Annotated in this window: 13 protein-coding genes and 1 pseudogene; 5 read left to right on the top strand and 9 right to left on the bottom strand. The window is 35.2% G+C overall.

The genetic code is table 11. The features are described from left to right. The first annotated feature begins 85 nt into the window (after positions 1–85). Positions 86–1,450: a hypothetical protein gene (locus tag ABWU69_RS00570; protein WP_265034583.1), complete on the top strand. Its 1,365-nt coding sequence runs from the start codon at positions 86–88 to the stop codon at positions 1,448–1,450. Here ABWU69_RS00570 and rsmD read toward each other — a convergent pair. The 8 genes from rsmD to ABWU69_RS00530 all read right to left on the bottom strand — a co-directional run bounded on the left by rsmD (position 1,447) and on the right by ABWU69_RS00530 (position 16,759). Next, positions 1,447–1,995, bottom strand: a complete 549-nt coding sequence (gene rsmD / locus ABWU69_RS00565; RefSeq protein ID WP_265034582.1) for a 16S rRNA (guanine(966)-N(2))-methyltransferase RsmD — start codon at positions 1,993–1,995, stop codon at positions 1,447–1,449. The genes ABWU69_RS00570 and rsmD overlap by 4 nt on opposite strands. Before the next feature lie 119 nt (positions 1,996–2,114). Then, positions 2,115–2,747 (bottom strand): hypothetical protein, encoded by a 633-nt coding sequence (locus ABWU69_RS00560; protein ID WP_265034581.1) that lies wholly within the window; start codon positions 2,745–2,747, stop codon positions 2,115–2,117. Between the two features lie 2 nt (positions 2,748–2,749). Beyond that, a complete protein-coding gene (locus ABWU69_RS00555; protein ID WP_353285187.1) occupies positions 2,750–6,004 on the bottom strand; it encodes a type IV secretion system protein in 3,255 nt (1,084 codons plus the stop codon). Between the two features lie 90 nt (positions 6,005–6,094). Then, positions 6,095–9,091, bottom strand: a complete 2,997-nt coding sequence (locus tag ABWU69_RS00550) for a type IV secretion system protein (RefSeq protein ID WP_265034579.1) — start codon at positions 9,089–9,091, stop codon at positions 6,095–6,097. Then, on the bottom strand, positions 9,088–11,487 hold the full coding sequence (locus ABWU69_RS00545; RefSeq protein ID WP_353285186.1) for a type IV secretion system protein: 2,400 nt from the start codon (positions 11,485–11,487) through the stop codon (positions 9,088–9,090). The genes ABWU69_RS00550 and ABWU69_RS00545 overlap by 4 nt, the downstream gene beginning before the upstream one ends. Positions 11,488–11,520: 33 nt before the next feature. Further along, a complete protein-coding gene (locus ABWU69_RS00540; RefSeq protein WP_353285185.1) occupies positions 11,521–14,055 on the bottom strand; it encodes a type IV secretion system protein in 2,535 nt (844 codons plus the stop codon). Further along, entirely contained in the window at positions 14,048–16,453 is a 2,406-nt protein-coding gene (locus tag ABWU69_RS00535) for a VirB4 family type IV secretion/conjugal transfer ATPase (RefSeq protein WP_265034576.1), read from the bottom strand. Before ABWU69_RS00535 ends, ABWU69_RS00540 begins: the two co-directional genes overlap by 8 nt. A gap of 9 nt (positions 16,454–16,462) precedes the next feature. Continuing rightward, entirely contained in the window at positions 16,463–16,759 is a 297-nt protein-coding gene (locus tag ABWU69_RS00530) for a type IV secretion system protein VirB3 (protein ID WP_253307377.1), read from the bottom strand. A gap of 108 nt (positions 16,760–16,867) precedes the next feature. On the opposite strand from ABWU69_RS00530, the gene lysS reads away from it, so the two are divergent. The 4 genes from lysS to ABWU69_RS00510 all read left to right on the top strand — a co-directional run bounded on the left by lysS (position 16,868) and on the right by ABWU69_RS00510 (position 20,009). After that, positions 16,868–18,598 (top strand): lysine--tRNA ligase, encoded by a 1,731-nt coding sequence (gene lysS / locus ABWU69_RS00525; RefSeq protein ID WP_265034575.1) that lies wholly within the window; start codon positions 16,868–16,870, stop codon positions 18,596–18,598. A 199-nt stretch (positions 18,599–18,797) separates the two neighbouring features. After that, a complete protein-coding gene (locus tag ABWU69_RS00520) occupies positions 18,798–19,112 on the top strand; it encodes a hypothetical protein (RefSeq protein WP_265034574.1) in 315 nt (104 codons plus the stop codon). A gap of 11 nt (positions 19,113–19,123) precedes the next feature. Beyond that, positions 19,124–19,708 carry a recombinase family protein gene (locus tag ABWU69_RS00515; protein WP_341812824.1) on the top strand — a complete coding sequence of 195 codons (585 nt, stop codon included), beginning with the start codon at positions 19,124–19,126 and terminating at the stop codon, positions 19,706–19,708. Next, positions 19,665–20,009 carry a recombinase family protein gene (locus tag ABWU69_RS00510; protein ID WP_265034572.1) on the top strand — a complete coding sequence of 115 codons (345 nt, stop codon included), beginning with the start codon at positions 19,665–19,667 and terminating at the stop codon, positions 20,007–20,009. Before ABWU69_RS00515 ends, ABWU69_RS00510 begins: the two co-directional genes overlap by 44 nt. Here ABWU69_RS00510 and ABWU69_RS00505 read toward each other — a convergent pair. Then, positions 19,992–20,750 (bottom strand): annotated as a pseudogene (locus tag ABWU69_RS00505) (IS5 family transposase). The gene ABWU69_RS00510 and the pseudogene ABWU69_RS00505 sit on opposite strands and share 18 nt — an antisense overlap. Positions 20,751–20,877: the final 127 nt, after the last annotated feature.

Raw genomic sequence — 20,877 nt, 5'->3', positions numbered from 1 at the left:
TTCATCATACTGGTTATTCATATTTATATTCTCTTGTTTTTTTTGATCTTTATGTTAAAATAGCTTAATATTTATTAACGATAAAATGAAAGTTATTTATCATACCAATGGTAATATCAAGCCAGAAGAAAATACAAAACACGTGATAAACTTTTTTGGAGTACTTGGATGTATTAAGGTTAATGCTCGTAGTAAAAATCCACCTAAGGAGCAAGAAAGTAAGTTAGTTAAGCATTATTTTGACTATCCTTATTTTTCTAGAATTGTTAATCCAGAATTCTTTAAAAAAGAATTGAATGATGAAGAAAGAAAATTCAATAGGAGAATAGTATCACTATGGTTATGTTCTGCTATATTTTCTACTGCTTCTATTGTATCGTTATACTTGGCATACCAGAATCAAAAATCAAAAAAGGTACTTACAGGGTTAGCTTTTGCATCAGTAGTGCTATCAATTTTGGCTACCATATGTTTTATCGTATTTTGCCTATGGATGCTTTTTGACTTTGTTAAGAAAAGGTTCGTTGTACATAGAATCAAAAGCTTTTTGGAAAATGAAGTTAGCCCTGAGTGGATAAAGCGTTACAAAAAAGAACTTGTAGGTGACGATAAGGAAGTGGATGCAGAAGCTCACGATCAAGAGTTAGGAGAAAATAAAGATATAGAAGATATCGTGGAGTTTCTCTTGGAAAGAAAGAAAATTGTAGCGCTATATGAATTTCTAACAAACGGTGAAAAGTTAGTTCAAGCTGGAATGGCAATGGTAAACATGTTGCTTGTAAAAGGTGTGCATCCGAACGATATAATTTTGGATACTAACTCTCTTGGAGGAGGAATTGCAGCAGAAGTTTTAAAAAGGTTTGAAAAGCAAGGGATTTATTTAACGCTAATTCATAGTAATTCTTATAGCTCACTTAAGGATGCAACTAATAACTTTCCTCATGGGATAGGGAATTTTTTCATGAGACGGCTTCCTGCAAAATTCTTGAATTTTTGGTTTAATCGTTGCGGATTGGAATTTAATTCACGAGAGATTATAGAGAATACAAAATGCCCTGTATTAATTGCTGGCAGGAAAGGCGATACTGTAATTCCACAGGAAGCACAACTCGTTGGTAAACTTCCAGATTCATCCACATCTGACACATCTGAATGGTTTAGATGGAATATAGTACTTGAACACGATCCTCAAAACACGGAGTGTAAGAGCAAAAATATTCATGCTGATCATAAAGAACATTTAGTTTATCGTGAGGATAATGATGATATAACAAAATACACCAGTTACGAAGAAAAAGAAAATAAATTTATTGAAAAAGCACATAAATATTTGTTGAAAGGTGAATTTAATAGAAATTTTAAGCTAAAAGACTACTGTAAAAGTAGTATCTTTGGAAGCTTGACGAAAATAGAACTGAAACCCATCAATGAAAAGCATATACAAGTTTAAGTTGATAGAGAAAGAAAAATTATTCTTGCTATACCGTAGGTACGTTCCAAGATTATACTAAAGTTTTTATTGCACTCAAAACCTTCGTTTTTCCTAATCTCTAGAATTATCAATGCATCATCACTTAACCAGCCTGAGTGAGCTAGTCCATTCAACGTTGATTCAACTAGATTGCTATTGTAAGGTGGGTCTATAAAAACTACATCGCACTTTGAAATAGGTTGTGGCAATTTGTTAGCACTGCAACAAATTAGCGTGACATTGTCCGTAATTCCAAAATCTTCTGCTGTTTTTTTAGGCAATTGCAAATTGTAATAATCTGAATCTACCATAAATGCATGCTTAGCGCCGCGAGAAAGTGCTTCAAATGAAAAAGAACCACTACCACAGAATAAATCAAGTACATTCAAGTTATAAATAGGTTTTCTTGAGGAAAGTATACTAAATATTGCTTCTCGGACAACACTCATAGTTGGTCGTGCAGCTAAATGCTTGCCTGTAGTTATTTTCCTTCCGCGATATTTGCCTGCAATGATGCGTAGCATATTAAATAAGCTCCAAAATAATTAATTATTTATACTATATGATTAATGTCAATATGGCTTTAGCAGTTTAATAGAGAGAAGCTATCGAGCCGCTTGTAAGAAAAACACAAACACAAGACTCATCCGTTATCTTTTTCTGATTTGTCTGCTGCATTAATTGCTTGACCAATCTCATCTTGTAAATCACCATAACTATTTCCTTCATCGTGATTGATCCCTTCAATTCTGCTTTCTAATTCTAACTTAATTATGGTGTTGATTTTATCTATATCATCTAGGAAGCCTTGACATTCTTCATTACTATATTCCTCACCAGATGCCTTTTTTTCGATAAATAGACTTTTAAACTCTGCTAGATCAGAATTCTGATCGGTATTTAGTACAACATTTCTCTCTATGAAGCTAAGATCCGACAGCAGTAAGCTAACCTCCAACAGATCTTCACTTTTCACGCTTTTAAGGTCTTCAAGGCTTTCTAAAATACTAAACACCTTAAGCCTTTCTTGTGCAATCTCTTTGTCTTCCTTATCAAATTCAGACAATAAACTATGATTATCTACAAATTTCTCACTCAAAGCTTTATTTAACCTAGTGAGGTCGATATTGTTGTCCGGTGTGTTATCTAATAGTAGATCTACTCTCGCCCTACGCGCATTTAAAATGTCGTCGTAGTCATTTAACTTTATGTTGCCATCATCGTCTTGCTGCAATTTGTAATAATCAAGGCCTTTGAAATTTTTATTAGTCTTCATCTTCAATCCTCTTCTCCTTTTGCATCTGGTTTCCTCATTGGTTCCGGTAATTTCCTTTTGACCGGTTGATCAAGCTTGTCTTTTTCTGGTTCTCTCTTGCGTCCTATGGTGTAATCATGAAGCTTATTCAAGAAATCTTGCCTATGCGATTTTGCTCTACAGAGCAGATTACCTTGGTAACCATCTTTTTCTCCTGTACGGTGGCTAACTCCTATAGAATCAAGGCCATGCTCCCAAGTAAATTTCATAGCATCTTCTATTGTATAGCCCAAATGTGATCCTACATACCCTTTGTAATATTCTAAATATCTATCAATTCTTCTATGCGCAATATCTTCTTTATCAACTCCAAATGCCCTGTAGATCTTTTCCTCAAGCTTATCGACGTCATTTTTAGGTGATGTTGCAAACTTTGTTGCTTCAATAGTAGCACCTACAAATTTACGTGGCACATCAATAACGTGTTTCAGCACACCTCCGACTCTTGGTATCCTGCCTAGTAGATTAGCTGTACCTCCAGCTAGTTGATTAGGGAGCCCAGTAGCAAATTTACCTAGAGACTCAAGTCCTCCACCAATAGCACCTTGCAACATATGCTTAGGTAGAGAAATTAACCCCATTAAATTAGTTACTCCAGCCTTTTCAAAAAATTTAGGTAACGGTATCTGAGATAATATACCACCTCCCTGATACATACTAGATATATTGTAAACGCTGAATCCACCACCAGCTATACTTGAGCCCATTTGTTGTACGAACTCGCGTAAAGAGAACATTAAAAATGAAAGCAGGAATAATACAAAGATTTCCCCTGCATTGATTAAATAACCTCTCTGTATGTCTTGCACCCTTTGGTAATCGCTATTTTCTTGATAATTTTTGCAATCCTCACAATCTTTACATTTCTGACAGTATTCACTGTTGGGATCCTTATATAACTTATGAAGTTTCAGTATTCTACAACCTTGTTGTTCTACTACTCTCTGCACCAAAGACTTTATCTCTCTTTTTAGATCTGGTCTTATGGTACCTTTTCTGTAGTCATCCACTATTTCCCTATAATTTTTACATTTTTCTTCATCTTGCTGAGATTGACAGTAAAGCTCTGTTATTTTACTATTCATACCACCTATCTTTTTGTCTATATTATTGATCAGTAATATAATGTCAGCCCTCTCTGATGCATGAGATAAACTATTTGTTAAGCGCACTAGATCTTTTTCACTACAGCCATTACTAACTACCATATCACTTTCTGCAATATAGTGGTCTGCTGGATTACTTTGAGTGCCAGGAATTGGATTAAAGAAAGGATAATCTATATAACGAAACCCTTTTATATATTCACCATTTTTATCTTTAGGGTAATCAGGTGGAAGAGGTATATACCCAGCGCCGCCAGTAAATTTTATTGTACCACCTTCTCTGCTTATCTTTTCTATACCTTCTATGTTCTTATCTACGTTCAGCGGAGAAGCTTCTCCAAGAGTGTAAGGTACGAAAATTTGCCCTGGGGTCCAACCAAAGTACTGCTTATCAACGATACAAAAACCACCAAACACCCATTTTGGAGCACATAACCTTACCTCAAACCATTTATTGTAGCATACAGTAAAACCTAACTGCCTATAAAAGGTATTCATTATAATGGAAGCCAGTAATGACAAGAGAGTAAATATCATAATCGACTTTAAACAAAAACTGATGCAGAATTTTATCCAACCTTCAAATAGACTTTTCAACGGTGAAAATAAAATAGAAATTAGAAACAGTGGCATGATGGCTATAAGAAAAGCTATACCCATAAAACCAGAGAGGAATATTATGTAAGCATATAAGCACAGCAAGAAATATAAAACTATCCCTATGAAAATTGCCGGTATCATAAGAAGGCTTGCCCACATTTGGTAATGTAAAAACGCTGCAAACTTTTTCCAAACAGAGTAAGCAAAAAACTTGTTGAACATGTTCTCCATAAAACCAAACAACTTATCAGTATTTGAATTAGGAGCAAAGTTAGTAATTATACTTATCAATTGTTCAAGACCTTTGATGAATAAAACGAGAAAATGATCATAGAAAAATCTAAAACTTCCAGGAGATATAAGCACTATTACTAGAGTGATTTTCATCATTCTGATGAGCATATCATGCTTAGTTTCTCGTATCATGCCAAAAAGATAAAGAAGCGATGAAATCATTACAAATAGAACAAGCAAGGAAAGAACAAAATTGTGAAAGCTCGTACTTTTTTCAGCTATATTTTCGAACATAGCTTGTGCAACTGCAGGATCATTGCTATTAAAATGTTCTTTGCAATTTTCGTTAATCAATAATACACATTTTAGATAGTTATAAATGTAATCAAAAAACCCAAAACTACTTGGCTGCTGCACTCCACTTAAGAACTCAAAAGAGTAGCCACCTACATTATCTAAGTAATATCTATCTAATATTTTTACATATATTTTCCATCCCTTTTCTAACTTCATCGTATTACAATTCCTATCCTTTAATTTAGTGCTATCTCTGTCTAAAGTAAAAAGTCCATTGTCGCCCTCAGCTGTGGAATTATAACCTAGATGTACAGTAGGATATTGAGGATCGCGCATTAATTTTAGATTTTCGTTAGGATCATCTTTCCCCGTTTGAAACAAAAGATAAGCACCATGACCGTTGGTAAACCAACATGGAGCACCACGTGATACTGTATTTGCGCTATCATCTTCATTAATGCACTTGCAATTTACAGTGCAACTTGCCTTAGGATTACTTGAAAATTTTTCTATGCTAGGTTTATAATCATTACAAACTAAGTGAAAGTCAGGTAGACTATTATCACCTGACTTTCCTTCAAATTTAGTTGCATATTTTAACTGCTCCAAGCTCTGTAAGTTATAACTGCCTTTAGATTCCTTCTTGTTATTATTACTCCAAGATGTCCATGCACCATTAACTCGCACTTTTAAACTATCTCCATTGGTTTCGAGTCCGGTATCCTCCCACTTCACCACTTGGTTATGGTGAAAACCATAATTAATTTCGCCAGTTTCAGGATCAACAACTTCTCCATCTCCTGGAATAAACGCATCTTGGTCGCTTGAAAAATGAGCGCTTACTGCAATAGGTTTAGGACCAAAATAGTCAGCAGATATGCACCTTGGAAAAGGCATATCATTCTTACTACAACCTGTGATCAGCATATAAGCTGCAAGAAGTAATACCCTAAACCAACATTTGCCTAAGCGTGATTGCATATCTAAACTTTTTCCAAATACAGAAATAAATTTCTAAAACTTTACTTAAAATATCTTTTTAATTAGTTACTCCATAACATCATTCATATCTTACTCCTCTCCATTCTTGTTTTTAGCTTCATGATCACTAGAATTACTTCTTATTATTTCATCAGGAATTTCTTGCTTGCCTGATTGTTTTTTAGGTCTATCAGAATCATCACCCGTTGTTTTATCAGAACTTCCTTTAGAATCTTCTTTTTTGTTTGATTGATTTGGTGTATCAGGCAATCTAGCCTCAATTTTTCCCCGATCTTTACTCATTTTCTGCTTGATACTCTGTATCATACTTTGGGTCTTATCATCAAGGCCAACGGTTGACAGTATAGCTTGTGATGCGCTACCGGCAACTTTGCTAACACTTTGAGCAACCCCAAAACCAGAGCCGAATAGTGCTTGTGCCATAGTTTCTGATATAGAAACAAAAGCTTCCATTGCATTAGCAATAATTAAGTACATAAATGCTTGGATCAGATCTATGGGCAACGCTGCAAAGTGCCCACCAGCCCTTTCTCCGGTACTTAATGCAACATCAACATTAGTGCCAGGACTGTATCCAAGAGGCAGTATTGATTTCATCAAGCACAGATCATACGATAAGAAATTTACGCTAATTAAACATTGATAGCATGCAGAAAAATTTGTGAGATTGTATAGAACTGAATACATCAACTGATTTAAAAGAGATAAAGATGAAAATAAAATAACTGGTTGTACTGCAACGTGAGCCAGCGTTTTTATCCAGTTATCAAACAAGGGTTTAGTCTGTTGAAATAAAATAAACACGATAAACAAAGGTGTTAATGACAGTAAAAACGCTACTAGAACAGTAGATATTACATATTTAAACGTAGCGCTAATAATGCATTTTAAAAACGCAAAAGTAGCGTAGAGTATTGCCAAAAATGCAATAAAGCCAAAAGGACCAGAGAGCATCAACGATAAAAACTTTAACCAAGTTTCTGCTGTGAATAATACTCCTGCTGTCAAGTCTAAGAATGCAAATTTTCTCCCCCCTTCCCCTATATAGCCAGAAAAGCTATCAACTAAATAAGTGCTACCATCTATAAAAAGTCTGGATAAAGTTGTACCAAAAAGTTCCCAGCTTCTATCGCTAAAGGCAAAAGCTATAAATGCTATCTTGAACATTCTTACAATGAAATCAAATTTACTTAGCTGTATTGTTCCAAGCATATAGCCAACGACAGTAAATATAACGTATAGAGTAAGCAAAGCTCTCACTCCTTGTAGAAGACCTCTTGCATATCCTTTGTATGAATCTTTAACGCTGTCACCAATTACTTCTTTTTTCATAAAATCAAATATCTCGTTTATATTCGATGAAATAAAATCGTTAATTTTCTTTTTAACAAACAAGTTTACACTATACTTATTGTTTTCGTAATATTTGCCCTTCTTGTCTGTAATGTCATCTTTCTCCACGTTGCTTACATCAATACCAAAATATATCTTCTTAGACTCTTTGTCCCCCAAATGACTTCCATCTATTATGTAATATTGTATATTATCCTCTGTTATTTCACCCAACTTCTTTACTTCTTTGAAATCATTAGTCTTCGTAGCAGATAGATCACCTGGCGGGTTATCACCCAAATACATATACAGTTTTTCGCCATTAATGTATTCACATGATCTAGTGACTTTAACATGGTAACCGCCCCTATTAGCTTTATAGTGACCATAATCTGCAATAGCGAGCATCACACTACTACCAGATGTTACATTTTTTACTGTATAGTCACTATTTAATTTCAGAGAAAAATCCTCAAAATTATCACTAATTTGCGAACACACATTATCCTTTCTTGCACCTACTTCATTATCTGGAAGACATTGCATACCTTTAGCAGTATCTTGATCATCAAGATCACCAATTTTTGCAACAAGAGCCTCAGCCCAGGAAATATCTTTTTCAGTGTTTGATGTAAAATCAACGTTAATCTGCTTGGGATCCCCTTTATTTTCTTCTATCTTCTTAAGCTTATCTTCAACTTCTTTAAGGTGAGAATACATATCACATTTGTCGTTTTCATTATCATATTTTTTGTATCTTATAGAAGAGACACGGTTTTGTTCTCCCGCTTGACCTGAACCATAGTTCCATATACCCTTCTTAGTATAGCATATATTTTGATGGTAACAGTTAAGCTCATAGGAGGAGTACTTTTTTCTCTCATCAAGACTACAGTTTTTTCCATCACATAACTCGTTCAATCCTATTTTAGCGCGGCGTAAATCAAGTAGCGAACCATATATCCATGGTTTGTTGTCTTCAATATAACCTTTATTAAAATGTACCTTATTATCATATGGAGTGTACCCATTGCCAACTAGCACTTTGCTTTCCTTTGCTTTTGTTTTATCAAGAGGTAAAAATTTTATTTTATTTCTCTTTCCATCCTTGCCCTCACAAAAAAATTCCTCTCCCTCTTGCTTGCTAACATTCAATATTTCACTTGCTGACACTTTTTCACCTCCTTCTTCAGCTCTATAACAATTGTCATCAAAACTGATGCCTTTCCCTCCTGGATTGTCATAATCAATTGTTATTTTTCTGGGAACTAAGCTAAAGCTTAACTTATCACCAGGACTTACTTTAATTCCAGTGTCCACATAACGTCTATTGCTGCCAAATCCTTTACCACCGCACAATTCGTTTTCATTTACGCCTTTTTCATCAACGCCATAATTATTAGGCACATCGTTAATATTTGCAGCTTTACTATAATTTGGTTCTGAGCCATCAGCACAAAAGCTAGCTGGCACAAGTACTTTCCTTGGATTTTTGTCTTCTTTAAAAGGGCAAAAATTTACTGATCCATCGAGGGTGAATTTGATTTCCTCACCCTTACTAATTACTTGACCAGAATCAACCCAATGAATTTTAACTTCTTCACCAGCTTTATGAACTGGAACATCCACGTTAACACTAGTGTTTCTGCTCTGCAACCCAGGTTCGACACAATCCATGTTACAACCAGTGATTGCAAGACACAGTATCAACAATAGTGATCTTTTACTTATCATTGCTGTCTTCCTTGTGGTATCTGAGGCGTTGACCTTTGAGTCCCTTGTGGTATTTGAGGTCTTGACGCACCTGACTGTTGAGGAGCACCTCCTGCTCTTCTTTGAACGCTTTGTTCATCTAACCCTACTGTTCCCATTAAGCTTTGTTGATATTGTCCTCCAGGTTCGTTTTGCACATAAACACCAAACAACGAGTCAGATATTGTCGAAGAAGCTTCCACTAAAGCTTTCATAGCGTGTCCTAAAATAACAAAAGCCATCATAGCGGTAATATTAGGTGTATATTTGGAAGCATAACCATAAAAAATACAAGGGTTAAAAATCTTTAGGTTAATACTAAGTATACACGTAGAGCAGACTTCAAAATCAAATACTGAATATATGATATAATCCATAACTTGACTTATCAGTGATATAAAAATTAAAAGCACTACTGGATGAATCGCAAATCTTGCTAAATTTTTAACCCAGTTGTGAAACATCTGCCTAGTATACGCAAATAAAAGACAAATAATAAAAATAGGTGCTAAAGAAAGTAATAACGCAACTATTGCTATAGATGTAATAAAAGAAAATAAGGCGTTGAAAATAGATAAGCTCACTGTGATTAAACCCCAAATCACCAAGCAAAAAGATACAATGCCTAAAGGGCCAGAAAATATAAGAGATACTATTAACAATACTGAATGCGATGACAAGAACCTATTGAGCGGTAAATCAAGAAACTCAAAAACATTTGAAGTAGTGCCTCTAAAATTTGCTATTTCTATTAGTTGTTTTGGAGTGTTAATAAATATAGAGAATGCATTGTTATAAAAAAAGTCCCAGCTATTATCCTGCAATAGCTGGGCGATGATTCCTATCTTTACGCATATAATTAAAAACTCATATATAGAAATATGAGTTAATCCAAAAAAGTAATAAAGAGTATATAAGATTATATATAGTACTAACAGTGATATTATAGTAGATCTAATGGTATTTGTTCTACTTGATTTTATAAAACTTTCGTAAAGAGACTTTACAGGACTAGTATCAGAGTGAATTGCGTTAGGATCTTTGTAGCTAGAGCCGAAAAATGCAGTTTTCACTTTTTCATCAAAGAAATTATATATTGCACTAAAAGTTCTTGTAGGTGGCTCTTTAGTTGTGAGGTTAATGCTAAACTGACCTTCATTTTTGTAATCGCAGCCATGGTCTCTTATTCCGTAATATATGGTACCTGTTTTGTCTTTTAACTTTTCTTTTAAGCTTTCCATGTATTGAACGTCATGAACTTTGCTAATATCCACAGATATATCCCCCTGATTTTCATCACCAGGCTGATGCTCAGGGAATTTATCAGAAACGCGTATGTATAAGTTGTTTTCCAGATTAGGAGTCCTTGTTACTCTTATATTGAAACCACCTTTGTCATTTTTATCGTAGCAGTACTTGTCATTTCTACTACATAAACTAAAAGTTAATCTTGGTGTTCGATAGTTATCTCTTATCTTGTGATCACAATTAGTGCATAAACCACCTCCTGGAATGTGTTCAAAATCTTCACCATCCATGTGAATTTTCAAAAGTGTAATGCCAGTTTTTATCTGTTTTTCTTTTAGTATTTTACTAATAGCTTCAACATCAGACCGGGATATCTCACCTTCTACACTATTGTATTCAATATATGCGCAACCTTTGTTTCCGCTGCCGGAAGGAAATTTACATATACGTCCACAGAGTAAATTTAAAATGTGCGTATCTATATTACTTGCACTGCTCTCTGAAAGCTTGCTGCAATCTATATTTTCTCCTTGTTTTATAGATTTGGCAATCTTTTCAATCTTTTCTCTACTATTCTCTTCAACTAATTTTGATGGGTCTAAACTCCAATACTCTTTTCCATTCAACCATTCTGGGTTACCTACAATATACTTATTAGGACATATTTCATCCTGACATCCTTCACGATTTAAAACGTGTGCAAAATACTCCTCTTCTTGTTCGCTGCACTTTTCATCAATTTTCACATACCTGATTTTTGTCTCACTCTCTTTATCTTTACACACTTTACTTCCAATAACACTAAAGCTTATCGTATCGTCAGCTTTAAGTGCAAATGGTAATGTTACGTCATTTCTCCCAGGTCGAATTGCAAAATCTGCATACTGCTTAGGACAAAAATTAATCTTGCTAGGCACTATATTAATCTCTGTTACTCTTATTCTATCTGAGATATTAACACCGGAATCAACCCACTTCTGCTCTGTTGACACTATATCTAGTTTTTCACGCAAACCTGATAAATTTTCTGGCTTAATACAGTGATCCTCCCCGCATCCAGACAATAAAAAAAGCACCACAAAACTTATGCATAGCTTACCCAAGTTTTGGTTACTTAAACGTTTAAGCATCTGTTACTTACCTTAACTAGCATCACCGCCACCTTAGTTAATCTTTTCGCTGGAACCTTTACCACTATCTCCACCTCCTCCACCAGTACCTCTTGCCTTCTTGACAGCCGCAGCAGCAGCTTGACCAACACCTCCAGCAGCAGCTCTGGCAGCAGATAAAGCTTTGCCCACCATTTGTCCAGGTGTATGACCTGAGCCAAGTGCTGCTCTATGGTTACCAGCAAGTTCAGCAGCCATGCCAGGAAGAATGTTTAAAAAGTGGTAAAAGAGGAATAATACTAAACACAATTTTAATAATTCTCCGATGAGAGAGCTGCCAAACTCCATGTATGTAAAGTCGAATAGACCAAGTATGCTGCTCTTTTTAAAGCTATAATTTTGCATCATACATGCAAGAGTAGTTTCATTTTTATCACATTCCCCATCTTTCAATTTAAACCACTGTTTTTTCTTACTATATGAGATTTCTGCTTGTTTCTTTTCATATGACTTGTCCGGTTGTTCATTTTTATATGACTCGTCCAGTTCAAAATTTAAATTTTTAAAATAGATTTTATCACATGCTATGAACATAAAGGACAAAAACGCAAAAAGGATAACCGGGTATAAGCTATAGGTAATCAACTCTTTCACCCAGCCGTCAAAATATCCTTTGGTGTGTTGGAATAAAACCATAGGAATAAACAAAGGTGATAGAATAACAATTACACTTAAAGCAACTAGAGATAAAATAAATACATAGCACAGCCACAAAATAACCATCATCAGCAAAATGGCCATAAATATAGCAACAAGAGCTATTAAAATCTGTCCACCAGCAAAAATAATACCGATTATCGAACCTGCAACTAACAAGACAGGAGCAGCACCAAGCAAGATTGCTAACGTTGCAACACCTCCAGTACCAATTTTGCCACCAATTCCATCTAAAGGAGCACCTAAATAAAATAAAATCCTGCAATCAAGCCTATCCCAAGGTGCAAGATAACTGTAAGATATTTTCTTCCCATCACGCATGTATTCATAATCCCTACCTGATTCATAATTACATATACCTTTACTTTCAGATGATGCCTTCAATACTATTTCTGATAAGCCATTTGAAAGCTTCGTCAAATACCCATAGTGCTTCTGCATGGCATCACCAGTTGTAAAATACATCACTAAAGCAAACTTAATGATCAACATATACATTTCTTGAGGTCTCTGAACTCCACCAGACATGGCTTTTATAGAGAACAGTACTAAAGCTAAAACTAAAACAGCAGTTACAGTGTTTTTCAGCCTTTTCTGTGCTACAGATATAAAACTCTCACCATTTGGTGCACCTTTACCTGCAACTAAATTATCTAACGATTCCTTAATGCATTGCACTATCATAGAAGTTATGGGAATAGGAGCTAATGATTTACTCCCTGCCTGATCATAGCAAGCCTTAGAAACATACTGGCTAAAACAGCCAGCATTATCATAACCTACAAAAACTTTTCCTTCTTTTTCCTTATTTCTTATAGTAGTTTTATAGTCATCATTATTACCAATAGGAACTTCTTCCTTTCCTGTACCATCTTTATTTTTGAATATCATCACAGATTTTTCACACATAGGAGCAATCGGGTCAGGTGGCAATTCTGTGCATCCCATATCAACCCCTTGCGGCCAAGGAGTCATTTCGATACCAAGCATTCTCACACTTGCTAACTCCACACACAATCTGCCCATTTTTCTCACTGCTTTGAATGTAGCTCCATGTATGGGTTTGCTCTGTCCTGCTTTGAGAACTCTACATTCCAGACCACCATCAACCTTCGAGGACCATGACCCATCTACGTATCCAGTGTCTTTCTCCCTGACATCAAAGTCTATGTATCCAGGTTTTCCTCTGGAATTAAAGTCTACCTTATTAAAAAGATTACCAAAAGTTAAAGGGTTTCGATGACATACTTCTATATATTCACTGTATTGCACACCATTTTTTGGCCAGTAATAACTCTCTGTACTCTCCTGAACGTTAGAATTTAAGGCTTCTTTTTCTGCTCTTTTCCCGTCATAATCTTTTTTGTTCACGTCTTCCCGAGCTTTATTTTGCAAACAAGAAAAATATTCATCTTCTGTTTGGTAATTTTCATTGGTGCAGCCACTATAACCTGTGTCTTCTAATTTAAAATTTTTGTATTTTCCATCATGATCACGTGCAACTGGGTGTTTAACAAAACTATGTTCACAAACAACAAGCCCTCCTATCGCTTTCCAGACTCCAACGATTGCAGCTATCATTCCAACAATAACAAAAGCAGTAAACAAACCAGCAGAAGAAACGATCAAAACAATGCCAGTAAATATTGCACCAACAGCAATCGCTATTCCAGCAAGTGCTGCAGCTGTTTTAAAAGCTCCACAATCAGGATTAGAGGCACGACTAAAGCTGCCAGTAGAGTTAAATCTACTAACAAATTCCGTCTTGTCAGTACCACTTACTCCATCTGCAAGTACTGGATATGAGAGTAAGAAATCTATATTTAGTAAAAATATCGCAATTAATAGCAATGACAGCTTAGTCTTAAACATTTTTTACCTTCTGATAAAATATAGGCAACCATACTTTTGGGTTGTCCCCAACTTCATTTAATATATCGTGTAACAATAGAACACTTTCTGCACGTCCGGATAATACGTTGATTATATCATCCAGGTCTTTTAAGTCTATTCTAGCTACTACAGCATTAACTCCTTGTTTCACTAAAAAGAATCTAGTACTTGGATCTGTGTGCTTAATTAATATATATTCACGTTCAGTTAACATAAAAACATCCCGATAGACACTAGTAGCTTTCAGATTTGGTAAAAAAATCTGTGTCGCTGTTTGTTGTACAAGCGTATCGCTAATAGCACTTTTACTTGCATCCTCAACACTCTGAGTAGCAAAAATCACAAAAGCATTTAGTTTTCTCAGTACCTTCAACCAGTCTTTTATCTTGGGTGCAAAAACTGGATTATCTATTAATGCCCATGCCTCATCAAGAACGATAATAGATGGAGTGCCATCAAGAGATATACTAATCCTATGAAATAAATAAATCAATACTGGTCCAAGGGCAACAGGATCTTTGAGCAAGCTAGCCATCTCAAAACCAAATACTCTTGCTCGTGAAAAATCTAGCAAATCTTCTTTATTGTCAAATATTGCAGCATGAGAACCATTATCATGCCACATAGATATTGCCCCAGCTAGAGTATCAGGACCTGCAAGCCCTAAAAACGGTACGAGGTTTCTCAAGAACCTGTCTTCTTTTCTTAATTTAAAATTCCCTTCAATTGCATCATTAATTCGTGCAATATCTTCTGAAGTAAATTTATCATTATATACCGAAATTAAAGACTTTATCCACTCCATTAAAAATGTTCTATTATCAGAGGTGTCATCAAGTTGCAAAGGATTAAAATTTGTTTTAGTTCTTGGTTCTATTACAGTATAGATACCACTAAGTGCTCTCAAAAAAATCTCTGCACCGCGATCTTTATCAAAAAAGAATATCCTTGGAGAAAACTTCATCGCTTGGGCACACAAGAAATTCATTAAAACAGTTTTACCAGCACCAGTTGGGCCAATTATCATAGTGTGTCCAACATCCCTTATATGAAAGTTGAAAAAAAATGGAGTACCAGATGTTGTGTCAAAAACTGTAACGGCATCTCCCCAGTGGTTATTGAATTTATTACCAGTAGGATAATTATGTTGAGATGCAAATCCAGCCAAATTAAGACTACTTATTGTAGCTTTTCTCACTATATAATCGAAATTACCAGGAATTTGCGCCCAAAATGCTGGTTCAAGGTTAACTCTCTCACGGATAGGGTAAACACCGCAATTAGAAAGCTCTGATTCTACCAACGACAGAGCGTTATCCAATGATTTAGGACTTTTTTCTATACATAAAATAGTCAGGTGATGTTGACCAAAGGCAATCTTACCACTCATTGCGTCATCAAGCGCTTGAGAAATTTCTGCTATTTGAGAAATAGCTTTATCTGCAGACTGTATCATTCGATTTTGCTGTATCTGCATTTTTCCAATTGCTATTTGCCTGTTTGTAAATTGAAAAGATTGCGTAATTATAAATTCGTAAGGAAGTTGTAAAAAAGAATCAAGCATTCCTGCAGAAGTATTATTTCCATACTCTTTTATACTAACTATTCCAGCATATTTACTCTCATTATGAGTCACAACCTGTATCATCTTACGGCCAAAGAATAATCTATGTACTGGTAAGTATCTTGATATTTCAGTTCTTAGCGGAAAAAGCGTATTTGTAACGAAGCCACAATTTACAATTCTAGATAGAAACTCCATTATTTCACAGAACAAACCACCTGGAGTTTCTTTTACTCCAAGGATTTTAGGCGAATAATTCCTAAGGCTTGTCACTACACGATTTGTCGTTTCCTCTAAATCTTCATATGTGGCACGCATATCACTTTCCCAAGCATGTTTTGAAGTTACATGCCCGAATTTTTTTAGTAGATGTGACAAAAATTCTACTCCTTTCGTGTCCGCTCTACGGATAATCGTAATGTATAGGTCATTAATAAATGATTGCCTTGTTGCGTGTTTTTCTCTCCATTTTAGATTTACGTGATTAGCGAAAAAATTCGGCAAACCTTGACTTGCAAATTCATCAGAAAAAATATTTTTCTTACGTCTGATAGTATGAAAATACAAACTAAATGCCGGAGATGAAATGCTTCTTAGCATCTGGTTCCTGATGTTGTTCTGTATGACTAAATCCTCGTCATCAGCGGTTTCAAATGCAAAACCACTTAATTTTATAACCTTAACCAACCAATTTTCTTTTGTCATCAAGGTTGTGCTATTCCAATAGCAAGAATAAGGAATAAATTCAGCAGCGTGAACTTCCCTGTTCAGAGTAGATTTATTCTTCGATTGAATAGCCCTAAACCTCAGCATCACACAACGTTAAGCAATATCATAAGAATTGGCTCCATGATAAAAACGATTTAAACATTTCGAGCACTTTCCTAATTTTACCATAAATAATTCAATAAACAACGGTTCTTTTGCAGAAGCTATATAGCCAAGTCCATGTATACCTGGTAACATTAAGAGAATCACTCTCAAATCATTTGAATTAATGAAAATTAGCAGGCAAATCAGAACGTTTAATATTGCAAACATATAACTCACACCAAAGAGCATTGCAGGTCTTGTAAGACCTTTAAATAATTGATCTGTTTGTATACTACCTGTGGACATATCTTTAACCTTCTAATAATCGCTCTAACACTAATACTATATCATTATATTAAAAATCCATTGAAACTAGTAGCACTTTAAGTTAAGGTACATTATTTAACCCAGATAATGACAAGTTGGCCATTTCAAGAAGCAGAAAAAATATTGCAAGAGTTTCCTAATAAAAAAGAAATAATATTTGAAACTGGTTATGGACCCTCTGGTTTACCCCACATAGGAACCTTTGGAGAGGTTTTTCGCACTACAGTTGTTGTAAATGCATTAAAAAAAATAGCTCCTGGTATAAAAACCAAAATCATTGCAGTTTCAGATGATATGGATGGTTTACGAAAAATACCAGATAATGTGCCAAATCAAGAGATGCTAAGAGAGCACTTAAATAAACCATTGACTATGATACCTGATCCATTTGGCACTCATCAGAGTTATGGTCATCATATGAATTCATTGTTGTGTAAATTTCTTGATTTGTTTGAATTTGAATACGAATTTAGGAGTGCAACAGAGTGTTATAAATCTGGCGTTTACGATGAAAAACTTTTACTCTTGCTGAAAAATTATGATAAAGTGATGGACGTAATGCTTCCATCATTTCGGGAAGAAAGGCAGCAGACTTATAGTCCATTCTTGCCAATATGCCCAAAAACTTCTCAAGTTTTACAAGTTCCAGTAATTGAAACAAATACAGATAAAGGAACAATCACGTATGAAGATCCAAACGGGGAAAAAATAGAAGTTCCGGTAACAAAAGGAAAATGCAAACTGCAATGGAAACCTGATTGGGGAATGAGGTGGGCCGCATTTGGAGTAAATTACGAAGCTCACGGAAAAGATTTAACTCCATCTGCTGTGCTTTCAAGTCAAATATGTGAAATACTTGGAAAAAAGCCACCACTTCTGTTTTGCTACGAGCTTTTTCTTGATAAAGAAGGAAAGAAAATATCAAAATCAAAAGGAAATGGCATTTCAATTGAAGAGTGGTTAACTTACGCACCAACAGAGAGCTTAGCATTGTACATTTTTCAGAGTCCTAAAAAAGCTAAACGTTTATATTTTGATGTGATACCAAAATCAACTGATGAGTATCTAGAGTTTGTTAAGCGTTATAATGAGAATAAAGAAAAGGATACAGACAGTAGACTTACTGCAGAATCGCCTATAATTTCAGAACCATTTGTTACCTCAGAGGCTTCTGTTATCCCAGACCCCTCTACTGTCATCCGAGTAGCGGACACTGGGATCCAGGAAGAAAAAATATGGATTCCAGTGTCAAGCACTGGAATGACACCTGACCGAGGTGCTAATTTTTCACTAGAACAACGATTAGACAATCCTGCATGGCATATCCACCAGGGCAAAGTTCCAAATATAGATACTTCAGGCATAAATTTCTCGCTACTTTTAAACCTAGCAGCAGCTTGTAACGCCGAAAACAAAGAGATCCTATGGGGTTTTATATCCTCTTATGCACCAAACGTTACACCAGAAAATAATAAAATGCTTGATAGACTTTCAGACTTTGCAGTAAAGTATTACCACGATTTTATCAAACCAACAAAATCATATAAAACTCCAAATGCAAAAGAGAAAGAAGCGTTACTAGATTTGAAGGACACTTTACATTCTCTATCTATAACTGCTACTGCTGAAGAAATTCAATCTCAGGTATTTTCTATTGGAAAAAAATATGATTACACCAACTTACGTGATTGGTTTCAGCTATTATATGAAACGTTACTTGGCCAAAAAACCGGCCCAAGAATGGGATCCTTCATAAAGCTTTATGGAATAGATAATACGATTTCTCTCATAGAAAGCGCTACTAAATGTATACTTTAGAGTTTACCTTCTTTCATTTGAGCTCTTTAGTTTTAATAAGAATTCCTTGACACATTTTGCCAGCCCCCTTATCACTACTCCGCCAACAATGTTGCAAAAAACATAAAACTAGAGAAAACTATTTCTCGAAAACTTCTGTGTCCAAAAACAAAAGTGCCATTTATTTATAGCGCTAATAATCGATTAACCATCAGCTTCAATGAATGATATGAACATATTATTTCAAGGAAAGATAATGGGAAATAAGAGATTAGCTATACGGATTAGTTGTAGCTATGAGCCTAACCGGTTGGCAGAAAAGTATTTATCAGATGCTTATGAAAAGTCAGCATCAAAGGGAGAAAGTCAAAAAAACTTAAAGGATAAAAATGGGATTCAAGGAGGATCAAATGGTAACAGTGAGTTTATATGCAAGGGTTTCTTCGGGGAAACAAGCACAAGAAAATACAATAGCAAGTCAAGTTGCAGCTTTAGAGAAGCAAATTGGTATGGATGGGTACAAATTATTGAGTGAGTATAAATTTATTGATAACGGCTACAGTGTTAGTCCGTCCTAATCTAGAAAAATTACGTGATAAAGTAACAGAAGGTAAAATTGATAAGATTTACATTCACTCTCCTGATCGTTTATCTAGAAAATATGCATATCAAATGATATTACTTGAAGAATTTCAGAAAGCAGGAGTAGAAGCGGTTTTTTTAAATTATGAGATTAACGATAACCCAGAATCTCAATTGCTGTTACAAATGCAAGGTATGATAGCAGAATATGAACGAGCGAAAATTATGGAACGAAGTCGTCGTGGAAAGATTTATGCAGCTAATAAAGGTTGTGTAAGCGTAATGGGAGGAGCTCCTTATGGCTATCGTTATATAGATAAACATATGGGAGGAGGACAAGCTTTATTTGAGATTAACGAAGAAGAAGCTGATATTGTTCGCAAAGTATTTTTGTGGGTAAGCAGGGAAAGAGCAAGTATTGGGGAAGTATGCCGTCGGCTAAATACTATGTCTATTATAACACGAACAGGAAAAAAGTGCTGGGATAGAAGTGTAATTTGGGGGTATGTTAAAAAACCCTACTTACAAAGGACAAGCAGCTTTTGGTAAAACAAAAGTAGGTGTAAAGTTACAACATATAAGACCACAAAAACATTCTTGTGAACAACCGAAAGATAATTACTCTACTTATTCTGTTGAAAAAGCAAATTGGATTTATGTTGAAGTGCCAAATATAGTGGACGAAGATGTGTTTGATATAGTTCAAGAACAATTAGCTGAGAATAGAAAAATAGCAAGGACAAGAGAAAGAGGAGCAAAGTATTTACTACAAGGTTTAATCGTATGTAAGCATTGTCGTTATGCATATTACGGAAGTTCTGTAAGAACCTGTTTAAAATCTCCTCAATAGAAGAGAAATAAAGGAAAGAACAACCATTTGTAAACTTGTGTTGAGTTTACGCTCGCAATTTTTCCATAACCGTCTACATTTTTCCAACCAAGCAAAAGACCGCTCGACAACCCATCTTTTTGGCAATACAGCAAAGGTATGTAATTCGCTTCGTTTTACTACCTCAACAGTTGCACCAATAGTTGCTTTTATTTGTGTTGCAAAATTTTCTCCTGTATAGCCAGCATCAACGAGTATATTTTTGACTTCAGAGAGGTTTTCTTTAGCATTTTCCACCATTTTTACAGCACTGCTACGATCGGTTGCTTCTGCCGTTGTTATATGAATTGCATGTGTTGTGTATCAACTGCGATATGACCCTGAAATCTTTTCACCTGCATCATAGCCCTTTCTTTCAGCAGTATCTGCGTTTTTGACGCTTTGAGCATCAATTATGCAGAAACTGGTTTTCTCTTTCCGACCACTGTTTTGTCACAACCAATTTTTTTTAACCAACAAGCTTGGCTCCTTTCCTTTCTTTTTACTCCACATTTGAAAATAGTAATATATGTTTTCCCACCTTGGAAACTCTTTTGGCAACATTCTCCACTGACAACCACTTTTTAGCACGTATAACACTCCACAAAATACTTTGTATATATCAATTAATCTTGGTCTTGTTTTCTTTTTCCTACTTTCTAAAATTGGTTTGATTTTTTCAAATTGCTCACGACTTATGTCGCTTGGATACCTTTGACTCATTTATATACCTCATTATTTACCTGTTCCTACTTTAGCTCATCTCTTTGAGATTTTAAACAGGTTCTTAGACAATCCCTTCACATAGAAGCATTCAGTTGGCCACCTTCTTAATCATTCTTTAAAATAA

The organism is Wolbachia endosymbiont (group A) of Beris morrisii, assembly GCF_964028185.1.
GTDB lineage: Bacteria > Pseudomonadota > Alphaproteobacteria > Rickettsiales > Anaplasmataceae > Wolbachia.
Note: the sequence above shows the minus strand (reverse complement) of the source record. Positions and strands in the feature narration are given on the sequence as shown.

What these genes read in the sequence shown, in the direction of transcription:
- ABWU69_RS00570 (WP_265034583.1), top strand. Translation starts at nt 86, where the DNA reads ATGAAAGTTATTTATCATACCAATGGTAATATCAAGCCAGAAGAAAAT.
- rsmD (WP_265034582.1), bottom strand. Translation starts at nt 1,995, where the DNA reads ATGCTACGCATCATTGCAGGCAAATATCGCGGAAGGAAAATAACTACA.
- ABWU69_RS00560 (WP_265034581.1), bottom strand. Translation starts at nt 2,747, where the DNA reads ATGAAGACTAATAAAAATTTCAAAGGCCTTGATTATTACAAATTGCAG.
- ABWU69_RS00555 (WP_353285187.1), bottom strand. Translation starts at nt 6,004, where the DNA reads ATGCAATCACGCTTAGGCAAATGTTGGTTTAGGGTATTACTTCTTGCA.
- ABWU69_RS00550 (WP_265034579.1), bottom strand. Translation starts at nt 9,091, where the DNA reads ATGATAAGTAAAAGATCACTATTGTTGATACTGTGTCTTGCAATCACT.
- ABWU69_RS00545 (WP_353285186.1), bottom strand. Translation starts at nt 11,487, where the DNA reads ATGCTTAAACGTTTAAGTAACCAAAACTTGGGTAAGCTATGCATAAGT.
- ABWU69_RS00540 (WP_353285185.1), bottom strand. Translation starts at nt 14,055, where the DNA reads ATGTTTAAGACTAAGCTGTCATTGCTATTAATTGCGATATTTTTACTA.
- ABWU69_RS00535 (WP_265034576.1), bottom strand. Translation starts at nt 16,453, where the DNA reads ATGCTGAGGTTTAGGGCTATTCAATCGAAGAATAAATCTACTCTGAAC.
- ABWU69_RS00530 (WP_253307377.1), bottom strand. Translation starts at nt 16,759, where the DNA reads ATGTCCACAGGTAGTATACAAACAGATCAATTATTTAAAGGTCTTACA.
- lysS (WP_265034575.1), top strand. Translation starts at nt 16,868, where the DNA reads ATGACAAGTTGGCCATTTCAAGAAGCAGAAAAAATATTGCAAGAGTTT.
- ABWU69_RS00520 (WP_265034574.1), top strand. Translation starts at nt 18,798, where the DNA reads ATGAATGATATGAACATATTATTTCAAGGAAAGATAATGGGAAATAAG.
- ABWU69_RS00510 (WP_265034572.1), top strand. Translation starts at nt 19,665, where the DNA reads ATGTTAAAAAACCCTACTTACAAAGGACAAGCAGCTTTTGGTAAAACA.